Source organism: Thiomicrospira pelophila DSM 1534 (assembly GCF_000711195.1).
Classification (GTDB): Bacteria; Pseudomonadota; Gammaproteobacteria; order Thiomicrospirales; family Thiomicrospiraceae; genus Thiomicrospira; species Thiomicrospira pelophila.
Window position 1 is genome coordinate 1160850 of record NZ_JOMR01000001.1, and the last position, 18305, is coordinate 1179154.

The 18305-nt window shown below is 45.0% G+C and carries 13 protein-coding genes; 12 read left to right on the top strand and 1 reads right to left on the bottom strand.

Features of this window, described 5'->3' with window-relative positions:
• Positions 1–71 precede the first annotated feature (71 nt).
• The 3 genes from N746_RS0105595 (at position 72) to N746_RS0105605 (ending at position 4720) form a co-directional block, all read left to right on the top strand.
• Positions 72–2969 carry an insulinase family protein gene (locus N746_RS0105595; RefSeq protein WP_029934672.1) on the top strand — a complete coding sequence of 966 codons (2898 nt, stop codon included), beginning with the start codon at positions 72–74 and terminating at the stop codon, positions 2967–2969.
• A gap of 8 nt (positions 2970–2977) precedes the next feature.
• Positions 2978–3322 (top strand): GIY-YIG nuclease family protein, encoded by a 345-nt coding sequence (locus tag N746_RS0105600; RefSeq protein ID WP_081835988.1) that lies wholly within the window; start codon positions 2978–2980, stop codon positions 3320–3322.
• Positions 3323–3463: 141 nt separating this feature from the next.
• Entirely contained in the window at positions 3464–4720 is a 1257-nt protein-coding gene (locus N746_RS0105605) for a HipA domain-containing protein (protein ID WP_029934676.1), read from the top strand.
• 95 nt (positions 4721–4815) lie between these two features.
• Here the strand turns inward: N746_RS0105605 and N746_RS0105610 are convergent, their stop codons facing one another.
• The gene (locus tag N746_RS0105610) at positions 4816–5595 is read right to left on the bottom strand and encodes an enoyl-ACP reductase FabI (RefSeq protein WP_029934677.1); all 780 of its coding nucleotides are present in this window, start codon (positions 5593–5595) and stop codon (positions 4816–4818) included.
• Positions 5596–5650: 55 nt separating this feature from the next.
• Between N746_RS0105610 and N746_RS0105615 the strand changes: the two genes are divergently transcribed.
• The 9 genes from N746_RS0105615 (at position 5651) to N746_RS0105655 (ending at position 17947) form a co-directional block, all read left to right on the top strand.
• Complete coding sequence (locus N746_RS0105615) at positions 5651–7852, top strand: ABC transporter substrate-binding protein (RefSeq protein ID WP_342662262.1); 2202 nt, start codon at positions 5651–5653, stop codon at positions 7850–7852.
• Entirely contained in the window at positions 7849–8826 is a 978-nt protein-coding gene (locus N746_RS0105620) for an ABC transporter permease (RefSeq protein ID WP_029934681.1), read from the top strand. The genes N746_RS0105615 and N746_RS0105620 overlap by 4 nt, the downstream gene beginning before the upstream one ends.
• Positions 8823–10220: an ABC transporter permease gene (locus N746_RS0105625; RefSeq protein ID WP_029934683.1), complete on the top strand. Its 1398-nt coding sequence runs from the start codon at positions 8823–8825 to the stop codon at positions 10218–10220. Before N746_RS0105620 ends, N746_RS0105625 begins: the two co-directional genes overlap by 4 nt.
• Positions 10221–10265: 45 nt before the next feature.
• Positions 10266–11876, top strand: a complete 1611-nt coding sequence (locus N746_RS0105630; protein ID WP_029934684.1) for an ABC transporter ATP-binding protein — start codon at positions 10266–10268, stop codon at positions 11874–11876.
• A 286-nt stretch (positions 11877–12162) separates the two neighbouring features.
• Positions 12163–12837, top strand: coding sequence for a hypothetical protein (locus tag N746_RS0105635; RefSeq protein WP_029934686.1), 675 nt, complete (start codon positions 12163–12165; stop codon positions 12835–12837).
• Positions 12838–13119: 282 nt separating this feature from the next.
• Positions 13120–15756, top strand: a complete 2637-nt coding sequence (locus tag N746_RS0105640) for an AAA family ATPase (RefSeq protein ID WP_029934688.1) — start codon at positions 13120–13122, stop codon at positions 15754–15756.
• Positions 15757–15868: 112 nt separating this feature from the next.
• Positions 15869–16453 carry a hypothetical protein gene (locus tag N746_RS0105645; protein WP_029934690.1) on the top strand — a complete coding sequence of 195 codons (585 nt, stop codon included), beginning with the start codon at positions 15869–15871 and terminating at the stop codon, positions 16451–16453.
• Positions 16454–16526: 73 nt separating this feature from the next.
• The gene (locus tag N746_RS0105650; protein ID WP_029934692.1) at positions 16527–17228 is read left to right on the top strand and encodes a transposase; all 702 of its coding nucleotides are present in this window, start codon (positions 16527–16529) and stop codon (positions 17226–17228) included.
• Positions 17229–17302: 74 nt separating this feature from the next.
• The gene (locus tag N746_RS0105655; RefSeq protein WP_029934694.1) at positions 17303–17947 is read left to right on the top strand and encodes a hypothetical protein; all 645 of its coding nucleotides are present in this window, start codon (positions 17303–17305) and stop codon (positions 17945–17947) included.
• The last annotated feature ends 358 nt before the right edge of the window (positions 17948–18305 follow it).

An 18305-nucleotide genomic window follows, 5' to 3' on the forward strand; every position in this document is an offset into this window, starting at 1 on the left:
ACTCAAATATTTAAACCGTTGTTAAGACGGTTTTTTATTTTAGGCACGCCGAAATAATCAAAAGGAAGGCTATGCAACCCAGTCACACAACATTCGAATTCATCAGTGAACATGCGATAGAAAGTTTGTCGGTTAATGTACTAACTTATCGCCATAAAATTACCGGTGCCATGCACTATCATTTAGCGGCCGATGATGAGCATAAAGTATTTATGGTAGCGTTGCGCACGGTTCCTGAAGACTCAACTGGAGTGGCGCATATACTGGAACACACCACCTTGTGTAGCAGTGAGCGGTTTCCGGTGCGTGATCCATTCTTTATGATGATTCGTCGCTCCATCAACACCTTTATGAACGCGTTTACCTCAAGTGACTGGACAGCCTATCCGTTTGCGACTGAAAACGACAAGGATTATCAAAACTTACTGCAAGTCTATATGGATGCCGTGTTTTTCCCCAATTTGGATCCGCTTGATTTTGCCCAGGAAGGTCACCGTTTTGAGTTTGAAACCATGGACGATGCCAACTCAGCTTTAACCTACAAAGGCGTGGTGTTCAATGAAATGAAAGGGGCCATGAGTTCACCGATTTCAACGCTTTGGCAAACCTTAACCACTGAACTTTATCCAACCTCGACTTATCATTACAACAGTGGTGGTGATCCTGAAGCGATCCCGGATTTAACCTACCAGCAATTGGTTGATTTCCATCGCACGCATTATCATCCGTCTAATGCCGTGTTTATGACCTATGGCAACCAAAATCCAGCCGATCTGCAAGCCGATTTTGAAGCCTTGGCGTTGGCGCGTTTTAAAGATCAAATCGAACCAACTTATGTCGTCACCGAGCAACGCTTTACCACGCCCAAAGCGATTGAACAAACCTATGCGTTAGAGGAAGAAGATACTAGCAAAAAAACCCACGTTGTACTGGGTTGGTTATTAGGTCTGAATAAAAACCCAATGGACGTATTAAAAGGCCATTTATTGTCGTCCGTGTTGTTGGATAACAGCGCGTCACCATTGCGTTATGTGCTAGAGCAATCCGAGTTGGCAACCGCGCCATCACCGCTTTGTGGCATCGAAGATTCCAATAAAGAAATGGCGTTCGTGGTTGGTTTACAAGGCACCGAACCAGAACATGCGCAGGCTATTGAAGCCTTAATTATCAATGAGCTAGAACGTATTGTTAAGGAAGGGGTTGACCAGTCTCATGTTGAAGCTATGTTGCATCAACTTGAACTATCACAACGTGAAGTGGGCGGCGATAGTTATCCTTATGGTTTGGAGCTCATGCTTGGTGCATTGCCGGGTGCATTGCATCAAGGTGATCCGGTCGCGTTACTCGATGTCGATAAGATTTTATTAGAGCTGCAAGCTGAAGTGCGTCAACCCGAATTTATCCCTAACTTGATTCAAAGCTGGTTGCTGGATAATCCGCATCGTGTGCGTTTAACCCTAAAACCTGATTCAGAATTAGCGGCCAAGCGTGAGCAGGCTGAAAAAGCTAAACTCGCTAAAATTCAAGTGGGTTTAACTGACGAACAAAAACAAGCGATTATTGATCAAGCCAAAGCGTTGGAAGTGCGTCAAGCGCAGGAAGATGATCCTGACATTTTGCCGAAAGTCACCAAGGATGATGTTGAGCCAGAACTGCCAAAGATTGAGCCAAAACACAAGCAGGCGAACCTAACCAGCTACGAACGCGGTACGAATGGCTTGGTGTATCAACAACTCATTATGGATACGCCCGATTTAACTGAACAAGAACAGGCTTTAATGCCGTTGTTTAATAGCTGTTTAACCGAAGTCGGCAGTGGTGGGCGTGATTATTTAGCGACTCAATCATTGCAAGCCTCGGTAACAGGCGGCTTAAGTGCGCGTTCTGCGGTACGAGCTGATTTAAGCGATCCAACCAAGTATCAAAGCCATTTTGTGCTGGCTGGTAAAGCTTTAAACCGTCACCAAGCCGACCTAAGCCAAATGATGACCGAAACCCTGCATCAAGTGGATTTTAGCGAAACCCAACGTTTAAAAGACTTGATTGCTCAAATTCGTTCTTCTATGGAACATCGCATTACTGGCGCGGGTCACAGCTTGGCTATGAGTGCGGCTTCGCAAAGCTTCTCAGTCGCCGCAAAATGGAGTTTTGAACGTTCTGGTTTAGCCGGTATTCGGTTTATCAAACAACTGGATAAAGATTTAGCCAACGACGAGAAACTAAGCCAGTTTTCACAAACCTTGGCGCAATTGCGTGACAAGATTGCGCATGCACCCAAGCAAGGCTTGTTAGTAGCGGATGAACAGGGCTATGACTCGGCTAAAGCAGGCTTTACCGATTTACTGGCCGATCCGGTCAATAGTCAATCTGGCGTTTTAAACCTAGCTAAGCCTGATCCGGTTAAGCACCAGGCCTGGTTGACGTCTACTCAGGTTAATTTCTGTGCGCAAGCTTATCCTGCCGTTATGTGGGGGCATGAAGATGCACCTTTATTATCGGTTTTAAGTGCGTGTTTGCGAAACGGCTTTCTGCACAGTGCGATTCGTGAAAAGGGCGGAGCTTATGGTGGCGGCGCGAGTTTTGATGCCGAAGCCGGCGCATTTGTATTCTTCTCGTATCGCGATCCACGTTTAATGGAAACCTATGCGGATTTTGAGCGCGCTTTAAATTGGCTCATGACCGATGCAACCCAAGCGCAAGTTGATGAGGCAATTTTAAATGTGGTGAGTGCGATGGATAAACCTGGTTCACCAGCGGGTGAAGCCAAAAAGGCTTTCTATCAAGAGCTTTATGGCCGCACTCACGCAAAACGTTTTGCTTATCGCCAGCGTGTTTTGAATGCTGAATTGGCGCAATTGCGTGAAGTCGCGCAGCGTTATTTAACCACGCCTTATACACGTGCCGTGGTCACTCAGTCCAGTCATTCAGAATTACTCAGCTCACAAGGCTTTGAGTTAATTAAGCTGTAAATTAAGACATGACGGATTCCAAAACGGCTCGTTGTATTTCTAACGCAAGCCGGACGTCTGATGAACCAACAGAATCCAAGCACCAGGCCTGGTATACCTATCTGGTGTGTTGCTCGGATGAATCACTTTACTGTGGCGTGACCAATAATTTGGCGCGCCGTCTTAAGCAACATAATGGCGAATTAGTCGGTGGAGCCAAGTATACCGCCACACGTCGTCCCGTCGAAATTAAAGCTTTTTGGCCGCATCCTAATCGATCCCAAGCATCACAGCACGAATACCAAATCAAACAACTTTCACGTCCGCGAAAACTGGCTTTAATCCAGCAATTCTTAGTTGAAAACCCAGCTTAAAAACCGCTCTTATAAACTATTCATAAACTTGTATTAAAACAATAATAATTTATTTTAACTTGTTATTTTTTAATAAATTATGTTATTTTAAAACTATTCACTAATCTATTCATTTTTCAAGTATCGGATAAGCCTTTAGGTATGAAAGATAATCGCATTAAAATTCAGAAAGCCTTGGCATTGGACAACTTAAGTAGCGTGCAAATCGCAAACAAAACTGGCTTGAGTCAGCCCACGGTGAGTCGAAGCTTAGCTGAGTTACCGGTTAAAAAAATAGGGGCGGGTCGCGCCACACGTTTTGCTTGGATTGAAGATTCGGCTGAGCCGATTTTTCAAATTAACCCACAAGGTAAAGCTGAAAAAGTGGCTTATTTTTATCGACAGCCAAATCAACGATGCTTGGTGGCGTTCAGCCAAAATAACAAAACTCAAGCTTTTACAAAGTTACCGCATTTTATGATGGATTTAATACCAAGCGGTTTTTTGGCCGAAATTGGTTTGGAGCAAATTCATCGTTTAGATAGTCGCGTTACCATGAACTCATTACATTGGTCGCATCAAGATTTCGTGTATTTTTTAACCCATTACGGCACTGACTTAAGCGGCAATTTAATGTTCGGACGTCATACCGTTGAAACCTGGTTACATACAGAAATGCCGATTGTGAAAGAGGCCGATTATACGAAGGTTGTTAAGGAATTGGCTAGCGGCGTAAATCGTGGCGGTTGGGTTGTTGGCAAACAACCCAAGTTTACTTGCTATAACGGCACGGATCATTTATTGGTCAAATACACGCCTAAGCTTGATGCGCATGACCCCCTCGCTATTCGTTATAAAGACTTATTGGTGTGTGAGTTTTTAGCTTTACAAACCTTAGGTCAGACGGGTCTGGCTGTATCGGAAGCGAAACTAGTGCAGGCGGAGCGATTATATCTACAGCTCAAACGTTTTGATCGCGTTGGTGAAAAGGGGCGACGAGGTTTGATTTCATTAAAAGCCTTGGCCGATCATTACATCGGCGAGACCCAAAACTGGCCCTTAACGGCGGATGCGTTGTTTCAGCAGGGTGTGATTAATGAAGACGAAAAAAACACCATCCATTTGCTGTATGCCTTTGGCGCCTATATAGGTAATAACGATCGACATTTGGCGAATATTTCATTCTACTTTGAAGACTTTGAGCTAAAAGGACTCGCGCCTATTTACGACATGTTGCCGATGCGATTGATGCCTAAAAATGGTGAACTACCAAGCCCTAAATGGCAAGAACCGGCTTTATTTGATGTGGCGCCCGAGTTAGTGAATCAAGCCAAAGAACTGGCTAAATACTATATCAAGCGGGTATTTGAAAATTATCTGATTTCTTACGACACCAAAAAACTGTTTAATCAGGGTTAAAAGTGCGTTGTCATGTTGAGTGAAGCGAAACATCTCCCACCGAGTTGCTCGGCTACAAGATCCTTCGTTTCACTCAGGATGACATGCGGAAAAACTTAGGTTGAAGCGGTGATGTTGTAACCACCGTCTACATAAGTAATTTCGCCGGTCACGCCTGACGCTAGGTCAGAACATAAGAAGGCGCAAGTGTTGCCGACTTCTTCGATTGTGACGTTACGACGTAAAGGCGTCGCTTGTGCCGCTTTGTCTAGCATAGAGCGGAAGTCTTTAATACCAGATGCCGCCAAAGTACGGATTGGACCTGCTGAAACTGCGTTTACACGGATACCGTCTTGACCTAAGTCAGCGGCCAAATAACGTACGGTCGCTTCTAAAGAAGCTTTCGCAATACCCATTACGTTATAGTTAGGTACGGCACGTTCAGCGCCCAAATAAGACAAGGTCATCACAGAACCTTTGCGTGCTTTTAGCATTTCAAAACCGGCTTTAGTTAAAGCAGTTAAGCTATAAGCACTGATGTCATGCGCGGTTTTGAAACCTTCACGGGTAGACGCATCAATCATGCGGCCTTCTAATTCTTCACGTGGTGCAAAGGCCACTGAGTGAACCAAAATATCCAAGCCTTCAGGCCATTGTTTCTTCAATTCGCTAAATACGTTTTCAATTTGTGCGTCGTCAGCCACATCCAAAGGTAAAACGATTTTTGAACCTAATTCTTCGGCCACACCTTCTACACGACTCTTCAATTTTTCAGTTTGGTAGGTTAGGGCGATCTCTGCGCCTTGCTCATGCATTTGTTTTGCAATACCATAAGCGATGGATTTGTTGTTGGCGACGCCTACGATTAAGGCACGTTTGCCCGTTAAGAATCCCATAATTTACTCCGTAACTATAATTCAATTCTAAATAAAACAGTGGCGCCATTATAACGTGAAATTAAAATCGAAGATAAAAATGCTGTTTGAAGGCGCACGATTTGTTTTATTAAGCCTGACGGCTTTAGCACTAACGGCCTGTTCGGATCAATGGAACACGCCTTATACCGCCCAGCAAGTGTCCTCTAACACTTTATTTAGTGCTTTTTCCGCACCGCCCAAACATCTCGATCCGGTTCGTTCCTATAGCTCAAACGAATGGGCGATCAACGCACAAATTTTAGAACCGCCACTGCAATATCACTATTTAAAACGTCCTTATACGCTAGAGCCGCTCACACTCAGCAAAATGCCAGAGGTGCGTTATTTAAACCAACAAGGCGAACTGGTGTCAGCCACAGCTAAGGATATGACTTATTCGGAAGTCATTTTAAGCATTAAACCCGGTATTCAATATCAACCCCATCCGGCTTTTGTCAAAGATGAACAGGGCGATTTGCGCTACGCAACTTTATCGGCAAAGGACTTAAGCGGACTAAAATCGCCATTTGAGCTTAAAGACCAAGCCAGTCGTGAACTGGTGGCGGACGATTATGCTTATGCGATTAAACGCATGGCGGTGCGTCAAAACCATTCGCCCATTTTGGACAGCATGAATGAACACATTGTTGGTTTGAAGGCCTTTTCGGAACAGATCAGCGAACTACGTTCTAAAGCCGATAATCACGAGTTTTTTGATTTAAGATCCCATCAAATTGATGGCGTAAACGTTGTCAATGACCACGAACTGCGTATTCGTTTACATGGCATCTACCCCCAGTTTATGTATTGGCTGAGCATGAACTTTTTTGCGCCTGTGCCTTGGGAAGTCATGCAGTTTTACGCACAACCAGGCCTGGTGGACTTGAATATCAGTTTTGATACCTTTCCGGTTGGCACTGGGCCTTATCGTTTGGTGGAAAACAACCCGAATAGCCGCATGCGTTTGCAAAAACACCCGCAATACCAAGCTCAGTTTTACCCAAGCGAAGGCCTAGCCGACACTATGCCAGCAAGCTTGTTAGCCGATGCCGGTAAACGCTTACCGATGATAGACGAAGTGATCTACACACTCGAAAAGGAAAGCGTGCCTTATTGGAATAAGTTTTTACAAGGATATTACGATGCCTCGGGCGTGAGCTCAGATAGCTTTGACCAAGCGGTGCAAGTATCGGTGAATGGCGATTTAGACTTGACCGGCGATATGAAAACCAAAGGCATTCAAATGCGCTCCAGCGTACAGCCAACCATTTTTTATCTGGCGTTTAATATGCTCGATGAGGTGGTCGGCGGTTACGATGAAAAAGCGCAAAAACTGCGTCAAGCCATTAGTATTGCGGTGAACTATGAAGAGTTTATTTCGATCTTTATGAACGAACGCGGTTTAGCGGCACAAGGCCCCATACCGCCCGGCATTTTTGGTCATTTAGAAGGGCAAGCCGGCATCAATCCTTATGTGCACGAGTGGCATGAAGGTGAGGCACAACGTAAATCGCTTGAAACCGCCCGTCAACTCTTGGCAGAAGCCGGTTATCCGGAAGGCCGAAACCTTGAAACGGGGCGCCGATTACAATTGCATTATGATGCCGTCGCCACTGGCCCAGATGATCGCAGCCGTATGGATTGGATGCGCAAACAATTTGAACAGCTCGGCATAGAACTGATGATTCGTTCGACCGATTACAACCGCTTTCAGGACAAGGTGCGTAAAGGCGATGCGCAGATCTTCTTCTGGGGGTGGAATGCGGATTATCCAGATCCAGAAAACTTCTTATTCTTGTTATATGGCCCAAATAGCTCAGTCGCAACGAATGGAGCAGGGATTAACTCGTCCAATTACGCCAACCCAGAATTTGACCGCTTATTTGAGCAAATTCGTACCATGGAAAACACGCCAGAGCGCATGGAAAAACTGCAAGAAATGTTAAGTATTGCACGTCAAGATGCGCCTTGGATTTGGGGTTTGCACCCACGCTCGCTCAGCTTGTATCACAGCTGGTATAAAAACGTCTGGCCAAACAGTTTGGCCAACAATACAGTCAAATATCTCGCGATTGATGCCGAGCAACGTGCGCAACAACAAGCTCAATGGAATCAACCGATAGTTTGGCCGCTGTGGTTAATCGCGGGCGCGACCTTATTACTGATTATTTGGGCGGTGTGGGCTTATCGCCAACGCCAACAACAGCGTGTAATGACAGGAGATACCGCCTCATGATGGCTTATATTGCACGGCGTTTGTTATATGCGATTCCGATTTTAATTGGCGTAAACTTGATTACGTTTGTGCTGTTTTTTATGGTCAATAGTCCAGATGATATGGCGCGCGCGCAACTGGGCGCCAAACAAACCACGCCCGCGATGATTGAAACTTGGAAAGCCGAACGCGGCTACGACAAACCTTTGTTCTTTAATAACGAAGCACCAGGCCTGGTGAAGTTCACCAATACATTATTTGTTGAAGAATCGCTTAAATTATTTGTGTTTGATTTCGGCCGCTCGGATTCGGGGCGCGACATTGGCGCGGATATTTTAGAGCGAATGTGGCCAAGCTTGCAGATCGCCTTGCCCACCTTTGCGATTGGCCTGATCACGACCATAACCTTGGCCTTATTGATTGTGCTATTCCGAGGCACTGCGTTAGATACATCCGCGATGGTGATTGCGGTGATGATTATGTCGATTTCTGGGCTGTTTTATATCATTGCCGGCCAAGTGTTATTTAGCAAAATCCTCCACTGGGTGCCGATCTCCGGCTATGAATCCGGCTGGGCGGGCGTCAAATTTGTCATATTACCGGTGCTGATCGGTGTATTTGCCGGATTAGGCGCAGGCACACGTTGGTATCGCAGTATTTTTCTCGAAGAAATCAACCGCGATTACGTACGCACCGCGCGCGCCAAAGGCCTGTCGGAAATCAAAGTCTTGTTTAAACACGTTTTACCCAATGGCATGTTGCCGATTTTAACCGGGGTGGTGGTCGTCATTCCCAGCCTGTTTATGGGCAGTTTAATTATGGAATCCTTCTTTGGTATTCCCGGTTTGGGTAGCTATACAATTGATGCCATCAACGCCCAAGACTTTGCGATTGTAAAAGCCATGGTGTTTTTTGGCGCAGTGCTTTATATCATTGGCCTGATTTTGACCGATATTTCCTACACAATTTTTGATCCAAGGGTGCGTTTATCATGATGTGGGTATGGTTATGGACAGACATCATGATTTGGCTCTTGGTGGTGTCGCTAGGTTTGTGGGGCTGGACAATCTCGCGTTCGCCGCAGGTTAAAGCCCAATGGATCGCAATTTTCCGCTCTAAAATCGCGATGACCTCGGCGATTGTCTTATTAATGTACGTTTCCATCGCATTGCTGGATTCATTGCATTTTAGATTAGCCTTGCCCGATCAACCCGTGGGTGAAAAAGTCCAATATCAAGGTCAAACCCTGAGTGTTTTGGATTGGGTGTTTGGTGAAATTCGCGGCAAAGTAGAGCGCACTTATTCCGCGCCTTTTGCTTTAAAAGAACACAGTAGCTCCATTGTTAAAACCGACGACGGCCAAATCAAACAAGTCGCGCTCGATTTAACCCATGCTGGCTCGCATTTAGTAGCGGCGGAGGATCGAAACCAAGATATTCTGCTTAAATCCCTCTGGGCGATATTTGTGGCTGGGTTATTAAGCCTGTTATTCATTAGCCTGCATCTTTACTGGCGCGCGCGCGCAACAAACGTCCGTTGGCGGCAACAAGCAGGCCTGGTGCTTAAAGGTAAAACCGATCTGCCATGGCGCACCGCGTATTTAACCTTTAGTATCGGTTTAATTGTGTTAGCTTGGCTTTATCATTTAGGGCATTATTATCATGTGCTCGGCACCGATAAAGTGGGTGGCGATGTGCTTTATCAAAGCTTTAAAAGTGTCAGAACCGGCGTATTGATTGGCGTTTTAACCACCTTGGTGATGTTACCTTTGGCACTGATTTTAGGTATCAGCGCCGGTTTGTTCCGTGGTTGGATTGATGATGTCATTCAATATCTCTACACCACGTTGAACTCAATCCCCGGCATTTTATTAATCGCCGCCGCCGTGCTAGTCATGCAAACCATGATTATGAACAACCCGCACTGGTTTGAAACCGCCACCGAACGTGCTGATATTCGTCTGCTCGTATTGGTGCTGATTCTAGGTCTCACCAGCTGGACAGGGCTGTGTCGTTTATTGCGCGCCGAAACCCTAAAAATCAGCCAAGTCGAATACGTCACCGCCGCCCGCGCATTTGGCGTAAGCCGTTTTAAAATTATCGGCCGCCATATTCTGCCTAACGTCATGCATATCGTATTGATCGCGGTGGTGTTGGACTTTAGCGCCTTAGTGTTAGCGGAAGCCGTACTTTCATATGTCGGTGTCGGTGTCGATCCAACTATGTACAGCTGGGGTAATATGATTAACCAAGCCCGCTTAGAAATGGCACGCGAACCCATGGTATGGTGGTCGCTACTAAGTGCGTTTATCTTTATGTTTATTCTGGTACTGGCCGCCAATCTGTTCTCAGATCGAGTTCAACGCGTACTAGACCCCAAAAATAATTAAGCGCTTGCAAGGCACGAGACAATCAATTTTAAATAGGAATGCAAAGTGAATAAGCCCGTTTTAGACATACACAACCTGGTGATTAAAGTAGGCGAAAACACGCTGATTGACCGTATTAGCTTTAGCATTCAGCCGGGTGAGATTTTTGCGCTGGTGGGTGAGTCGGGCAGTGGTAAATCTTTAACCTCACTGGCGATTATGCGTTTATTGCCAGAGGCGTTAAATATTGCTGCTGGCGAAATTCAATTGCATCAAAAATCCCTGTTAAGTTTGTCCGAAGCGCAAATGCAAAAAGTGCGCGGCAAATCGGTCGCGATGATCTTCCAAGAACCCATGACCTCGCTTAATCCAGTGATGCGAGTAGGGGATCAAGTATCCGAAGTGTTACGTGTTCATTTAGGCTTGTCATCCAAACACGCCAAACTGCGCACCATCGAGCTGTTTAATGAAGTCGGCATTCCTGAAGCATCAGATCGGGTGGATTGGTATCCACATCAGTTATCAGGCGGTCAAAAGCAACGTGTGATGATTGCGATGGCTTTGGCTTGCGAACCGGATGTATTAATCGCAGACGAACCCACCACCGCCCTAGATGTCACCATCCAAGCCCAAGTACTCACTTTGCTGAAAAAGCTGCGTGACGAGCGCGGTTTGTCGATTTTATTTATCACCCACGATATGGGTGTGGTCGCGCAAATGGCGGACCGAGTTGCGGTCATGCAAAAAGGCAAAATCCTAGAAACCGCCGAATGTGAACACTTTATTACCGCGCCCACCCATCCTTACACTCAACAACTACTGGCGGATGCGTTACCAACTCGCGATTACAAACCCGCGACAAGCCAAGATTCGCTGTTGGATTTGCGTGGTTTAAAAGTGCATTTCCCGATTAAAAAAGGCTTATTACAACGTACCGTCGGTTATGTAAAAGCGGTAGATGGCGTCGATTTAGTGATTAATCGCGGCGAAACTCTAGCTTTGGTGGGTGAATCCGGCAGTGGCAAAAGCACCATCGGCCAAGCCATTTTGCGATTAATCGACAGCACCGATGGCGAAATTCGTTATCAAGATGTTGATTTAGCCAAGCTAAAAGAAAATAAAATCAAACCCTTACGCCAAAAAATACAAGTCATTTTCCAAGACCCATATTCGGCCTTAAACCCGCGTATGACCATTGGCGAAATCATTCGCGAAGGCATGGTAAGCCTTAAAGTTGGCTCGCAGAAAAAATCCGATCAAGACGCGCGCATTACCGAACTACTTAGCCAAGTAGGGCTATTGCCGGAACACAAACTACGTTACCCGCATGAGTTTTCCGGTGGCCAACGCCAACGTATCGGCATCGCGCGCGCCTTAGCGGTAGAGCCAGAACTAATCATCTGCGATGAACCCACCAGCGCGCTAGATGTCACCGTGCGTGCACAGGTTTTAGACCTGTTAAACAACCTACAAAAAACCTACAACCTATCGTTATTATTTATCACCCACGATCTATCCATCATCCCACGCATCGCCCACCGCGTCGCCGTGATGTCAGAAGGCCGAATCGTAGAGCAGGGCGACGTGCAATCCATCCTAGAAAACCCACAACACCACTACACCCAAACGCTATTAGCGGCTGCTCCGAGTTTTCATGATATGCAGCATAGTTTGTAAAACCGAGAAATTGCACAAAGCGCTGTATCCAATCGTAATGCCTATTCACTATAGAATAGATATACCGCTTACGGCGCAAATGTTACGGCATTTCACCTAGTCAGGCCGGTGCCTTTAGTGTATTATTCATAAAGTTTCTTTTTCATTATGATAATCAATAGCGGTAAAGTGCCAAGCAAAGTTGAGGTAATTTATTGGTCAAATTATTCCAAATCTGTGGCCAAAAAACTTGGCCACTATACTGCGCCACTCAGCTTGGTGTGTTATGTGAAAAGGAAAAAAATTCATGAAACGAGAAGTTGAGAGAGAAAAGAACTTGCCCGCATTCGAGCTAGATATCGTCGAGCTTGGGGTTCTGGTAGACCGCCTCGTTGCTTTGTTTGATAATCCTGATAGCGTACGCTGTAGTATTGACTTTAAACTTAAGAATGAGTTCCTGGAGTTTGATTCTGTTGAAGAAATAAAAAATTATAAGGAACTAAAGGGTAAGGTTAATGGCTTTGTCGTGCGGATTAGTCGAGGCGACAAGGTAGTGTCAATAAGAACATACTCATTTATAAGATCTTTGGTCACTGTGTCTGCCAAAGCTGATAATGAAGCATGGTGCGCTGGTGCTATAGAAACAGTTTATTCATTCATTTCGTCTCATCGTACTTGGTATTACTGGTTTGTGAAATGGCCTTTAGGCACCATGCTATTAGCAATGGTATTGGTACCGACAGTATTGGCTACCTTGGGGTATGAAGATGTACTCAAAAACGAAGCATTGTCGACAGCTTGGCTGTTATTGGTTCTGTTCTTATGGTTAATTTTTATTTCAAGCGGAAGATTATTGCCCGTGGCTACCTTGCGCATCACAAACGAAGACGGATTTATAAGGCGTAGGGCGCCAGAACTAAGTTTGGCTATAGCATTATTAACTACAGTATTAACAGTTGCAGGGTGGTTTTTGGGGGGGTGATGCACATAACACTGTGCTCCCCCAAAAAATCGCTGCGCGGTTTTCGTCGGATTAGCTAGGTCGTTATATGCCAAAACTTGCAAAAATTAGATGTCTTGTAAGTGATCAACAAAAATTTGTTCTCAGAACAGGATATGACCGACTAGCGATCCATGTTGCTTAAAATAGGAGCAGCGCGGAGACATACACAGATCGTATCTATAATTCACTGGATAGCATTATAAGCCTTTGACGACAGGTTCCAAAAGTTAAGGGATTGAATCTAAATTCTAAGGAAGCATTATGATTAAGTCTGAATATCTACGCTTTTTGCGAACTCTTAATTCAAACGAAGTTATTCCGGGAGTGTGTAAGCTAGCGAATCTTGTACTGGCAAATCTTGATGATCTTGCTGCTCTAGGAACCTATCAAGGTCAGCGGGTTAAGAGAATGATTGCTTTGGCACAGGCTAACTGGGATACCTTAAGCGCAGAGATTCAGTCATCACCGGAGCAGGGCGTCGAGAAAACTTCTCCCATTACTCAGATAAAAAGTATGGCAGTGGGGCCGTTTCGTGGTTTCTCCAGGCAAGAGGTTTTTGATTTAGAAAGCCGTTTGGTCCTTATATACGGCCCAAATGGAACTGGCAAATCTAGCTTCTGCGAAGCCCTTGAATATAGCCTTCTGGGTAACGTAGCTGAAGCGGAAAGCAAGCGTTTTCGAGATCAGGGTGATTACCTGAAAAACGCACATGTTAATCGTTTTGCGACGCCAGTTGTTACGGGCTTAAACGAGCAAGACGCTGAGGTTGAAATTGAAGAAAATGAGGAACTATTTAGATTTTGTTTCGTTGAAAAAAATCGTATCGATAACTTTTCTAGAATTGCCGCTCAGGCGCCCGCCAAGCAAACTGAGCTTATATCAACGTTATTTGGCTTAGACTCTTTCAACGATTTTGTACGCAATTTTACTTATGAGCTTGACCCAAAATATATTGATCTTACTGGTGTTAAAACAGCTCAGTTAGCGCAAAAAAGGCAGGCACTTTCTGGTTCACAGCAGCAGATAACGACTAACAATGCAGAGCTACAAAGGCTAAATGTGGAGGAGCAAACACTAGCCAGCCAGTACCGAGACGGAGCAATCTTTAGCCAATTGGACTTCGAACTAAACGGTGATGATGAAAATCCAGGAGCAATCCAGCGACTAGAAACCGATTTGCAACAGCCCCAAGCAAGTAAAACTAACTTAACAATTAGCGCATTGCAGACACTTGGTAGCTCCATTAGAAGCGGCCTCAGCGAGCTGGAGTTGAAGCAAAAAGACCTGGAAAATGCAAGTCAAGAGGTATCATTCAAGAATCTATACGACGCAGTTGTTCAGCTACAATCGAGTAGTCCAGAGCATTGTCCAGCGTGTAAAACGCCGCTCACCCAGGTATCCGTAAACCCTTACGGTAACGCTAATGAAGAACTTCAAAAGTTGCAACACTTGGCAGAGCTTCAGAAAACAGCACAACAGCTTCAACAAAATGTTAGTAGATGGTTGCTGGATCTCTCGCAAATATTGAATGTTTGTTTGACGTTTCTGCCACAAAACAATGCTATCCGAAATTTCCATATTTCACCTGGCTCACAAATCGATATCGGGTGGTGGTACTCCTTGCAGCAACAGTTAGCGGATGGTTTTACGCCATGGCAGCACCTGGAAGCTCAGGTAAAGTATCTCGAGGAAGCCGACAAAAATACTGATCAGGACGCTCAAAAACGTTCAACCAAGCAAGCTGAGCTAAATCGTTTGCGCTGGTTTAAAGAGCAAATCACTGTCTTAGAAACACGCAGAAACACTGCTAGACAAGCAATTATTGCTGCGCAACAGGCAATGACCAGTTTTGATACGGAGAATGCTCAACTTATAGCTGATGTGGATGCTGAGCATGCCAAAGTTCAAATAAATCAAGAGATTGCAGCTTCTTATAAGAGCTTTGTTGAAAGATTGAATGCATATAAGAATCGATTGCCGAGCCAGTTGGTTGCTGACCTAGGTGACCTAGTTGTGAGACTTTATAATGCTTTTAATCGTTACGATTCAGAAGCAGATAAATTAGCTTCTGTTCAACTTCCGTTATCTCAAAATCAACGGTTGGGCATTGCATTTTTTAAAGACCCTTCTTCCTCATTTGATGCTCTCCATATTCTGAGTGAGGGTCATATTCGTTGCCTTGGGCTAGCAATATTGCTTGCTAAGAACGTAAAAGAGCGTTGTCCGGTGCTTATTTTTGATGACCCAGTGAACGCAATTGATGATGAGCATCGTCGTGCCATAAGGGAAACGCTATTTGTTGATGATTTTTTCAAAGGTCGTCAGATCATTTTGGCAGTGCATGGTGAGGAGTTCTTTAATAACACACATCAACTGCTAGGTAAGAGTCAGTCACTTGCGTCTCAGTCATATATTTTCCTATCAAGCGCTGGCGAAGACCATATTCAAGTTGACTCATTAAGGCGACCCAAAAATTATGTATTAGCTGCGCGCAATCTATATGCACAAGGGGAGTATCGCGACGCGTTGATGTCGGCAAGAAGAGCGCTAGAGAACCTATGTGAAAAAACTTGGTTTCATTACGGAAAGCATAGTGATAAGGAGGACAGCCTAATTAGTGTCTCTCGTCGTTCTCCTTCAGCGCCATGGGATCTAAGGGCATTAGCTGAAAATCTAAGAACTAAGCTGAATCGTTCTCAGTCAAATATACCTAATAAAGAGCTGATAGTGTCTGCACTCACTTCTGTGCTAGGTCAAGATGGAAGAAACGCATATTGGTCGTACTTGAACAAAGGTACACATGACGAGACTGACTTGCCTGAGTTCGATCAGCATACTGTCAACGAGGTGATTTCTGCTTTAGAAAGCTTGGACGCTGCCCTAAGTGAGACGAACTGAATTGGCGGTACCGGTATATAACAAGTTGCTACACGCGGATAAATTACTCGCTGCGCTTGCAATTTACCGGTGAGCAAAGCTTAACTTAGAAAAGTGAGGAGTACGAGTGTCAATGTGGTGGGAAAAAACTGTTGAGTACCTGTTTGTTATTACCTGTATGAACAGGGACGCTCTGATGGCTCCCTTGGATGGGAACTACGAGGCGGGTGCTGACTTGATGGCTCGACACAACGATAAGTGGGTGCTGATCGAGTTTAAGCGGAATGCACAGACCATTGATGATGAGGTTCAGAAATTTGCTGAACCCTCTTTAGATTCGTATGAAAGCGCTAAAGCTGCGCTCGCTGAAGAAGATAGCCACCACCTGCTAATTTTTGGTGAAAGAGGTGACCATCAGCCAATTGAACTGAAAGCACTTTCTTATTTTCGGCACCAAACAGTTGATCCCAAAGAGGCTCTTGGCTGCGGTGTGGCTCAAAAGAAGTTCAATAATTACTTGTCTGACTTTTTGTATTTCAAATTCGGAGAGGCGGAAGAAGGATCGGGCGGGCGGAGCCTAGATTATTCGACAGTTGTAGCGGTCAGTAGTGATGGTGAGATAACTCATTGCGAAGGACTTGCAAACTATTGTGAGCATATGAATCTTGGTCCGGATTTGACCCCAGTCCCGGACCGCGGTATGGGTGGGCCACGCTGATGCATGCTAATGAAAAAAGGGGTCAGAGCCCTTATTGTTAGTAACTTTACTTTTTACCACGCCTGGATTATTTATGCCACGTAAACCAAGATTCTTCTTACCTGATGTACCTAACCATATTGTGCAACGTGGGCGCAATCGTGACCCTATTTTCTTTGAATCTTCGGACTATTATTTTTACCTGGACAAGCTTCGCGAGGCGTTGGATAAATATGACGTTTCGTTACATGCTTATGTTCTGATGACCAATCACGTACATTTATTGATGTCTGCCCCTGGTGAAGATGCTATCAGTCACCTGATGCAGTTTGTAGGGCGGCATTATGTACCTTATTTTAATAAAAAATATGGTTTCAGCGGCAGTTTGTGGGAAGGACGTTTTAAGAGCAGTTTGATTGATTCAGAGCGCTATTTATTTGCATGTATGCGATATATTGAATTGAATCCAATTAGAGCAGGGATAGTAAGCTCACCTGAGGCGTATCTTTATTCTAGCTACAATGCAAATGCGCTTGCCCAGCCTAATTTGTTGGTGACACCCCATTCGGAATTTGTAAAGTTAAGTGAAAACCCGCTGGTGCGTAGTCAGTGTTGTGCTGAGCTTTTCCAACAAGCGATCGCTGAAGATTTGCTTATGGATTTAAGGAAAGGTGTATCTTCTGGTACGCCAATTGGGTCAGAACGTTTTAAAGAGCAGATCGAATCGACTTTAGGTCGAAAGGTCGGACAACTAAACCGTGGTCGGTCGCCCACGAAAATACTTATTAATGCATAATAAGGGCTTTGACCCCTTTTAACTCCTCCGCTGTTGCGGGCGTTATGACTACTAAACCAGAAGGAGAGTGCTGTTTGAATAACGAAAATAAGAAACCTGTCGGAGTAATTGGGTGTATTTTTGCAGGGGGTTACTCTTTTATAGTTCTGGCGAGCGGACTTGCCTGGGTCGTAGCCTTCTTTGATTTGGAACTCGTACCTGCGGATTCTGTCGTGTCCGTTGCCGACCTCCAAGCCGACTACGTACATCGTTCAGTCATCGGGGCTGGATATGTCGAAAAGAGCAAGGTTCACAAAGAGTATGTCCTCAAGGAGGATGTAGATGAAATCCTTCAAGATTACCTTCCTTCCAAAACAATCAGCCGAGATTACGTCCCGAGAGAAGAATACGAAGCCATTGCTGAAGAAAACCGGCGCCTTAAAGCCGAGTTTCAAAGCATTCCGTCTCCGTTTGAGCCAGTTCGGCGAGAGTTAAGTCTCTTTGGCAAGTGGCACAACCAGCGCTTGGGCGTATATATAGAAATCAAGGATGCTGGTGGCTCCAAGGGGAAAATGGATGTCACATTCTCCCTAGAGTTGCCAGACTCACCCCGACATGACGAGCGCGTTTCAGAGGACCGAGACGGCGTGCATCAGTGGCAGTTCAACAAAGCTGGCAGGGATTTTGAGTTGTTTCTGGAACGCGTATACCCTCCAATATTCGTAGTTCGTGAAATCTAACGCAATAACGAGTTTAATCTCCGAGTAAGAAGTGAGCATCGAATGGAGATATTTTTCTCTCAAGTGATTGACTCACTCTGGTAAGGCCTGAATTTACTCGACCACAAAAAGCGCCGCTCTTTCTTCGCTATGCTTTTTGTGTCCGGTGATGCAGGGTGTTCAGCAGTCACGAGTTGAAATACGGAAGCAAAAAAGGGATGCGACCCATTAATTTGGTAAAGCGTTAATGAATTGCGTTCCCGTTGCATGAAAAAGAGTTCAAACAAGAAATGTAAAAAGTATTTTCTGCTAAGACTTTTAACTCTCCGTAACAACTTCAGAAACTTAAAAGCCGCAATTTGATATTATTCCTTTCAAA

Excerpts from the sequence above, each read along its gene's own strand:
- N746_RS0105595 (WP_029934672.1), top strand. The coding sequence starts at position 72 with ATGCAACCCAGTCACACAACATTCGAATTCATCAGTGAACATGCGATA.
- N746_RS0105600 (WP_081835988.1), top strand. The coding sequence starts at position 2,978 with ATGACGGATTCCAAAACGGCTCGTTGTATTTCTAACGCAAGCCGGACG.
- N746_RS0105605 (WP_029934676.1), top strand. The coding sequence starts at position 3,464 with ATGAAAGATAATCGCATTAAAATTCAGAAAGCCTTGGCATTGGACAAC.
- N746_RS0105610 (WP_029934677.1), bottom strand. The coding sequence starts at position 5,595 with ATGGGATTCTTAACGGGCAAACGTGCCTTAATCGTAGGCGTCGCCAAC.
- N746_RS0105620 (WP_029934681.1), top strand. The coding sequence starts at position 7,849 with ATGATGGCTTATATTGCACGGCGTTTGTTATATGCGATTCCGATTTTA.
- N746_RS0105625 (WP_029934683.1), top strand. The coding sequence starts at position 8,823 with ATGATGTGGGTATGGTTATGGACAGACATCATGATTTGGCTCTTGGTG.
- N746_RS0105635 (WP_029934686.1), top strand. The coding sequence starts at position 12,163 with ATGAAACGAGAAGTTGAGAGAGAAAAGAACTTGCCCGCATTCGAGCTA.
- N746_RS0105640 (WP_029934688.1), top strand. The coding sequence starts at position 13,120 with ATGATTAAGTCTGAATATCTACGCTTTTTGCGAACTCTTAATTCAAAC.
- N746_RS0105645 (WP_029934690.1), top strand. The coding sequence starts at position 15,869 with ATGTGGTGGGAAAAAACTGTTGAGTACCTGTTTGTTATTACCTGTATG.
- N746_RS0105650 (WP_029934692.1), top strand. The coding sequence starts at position 16,527 with ATGCCACGTAAACCAAGATTCTTCTTACCTGATGTACCTAACCATATT.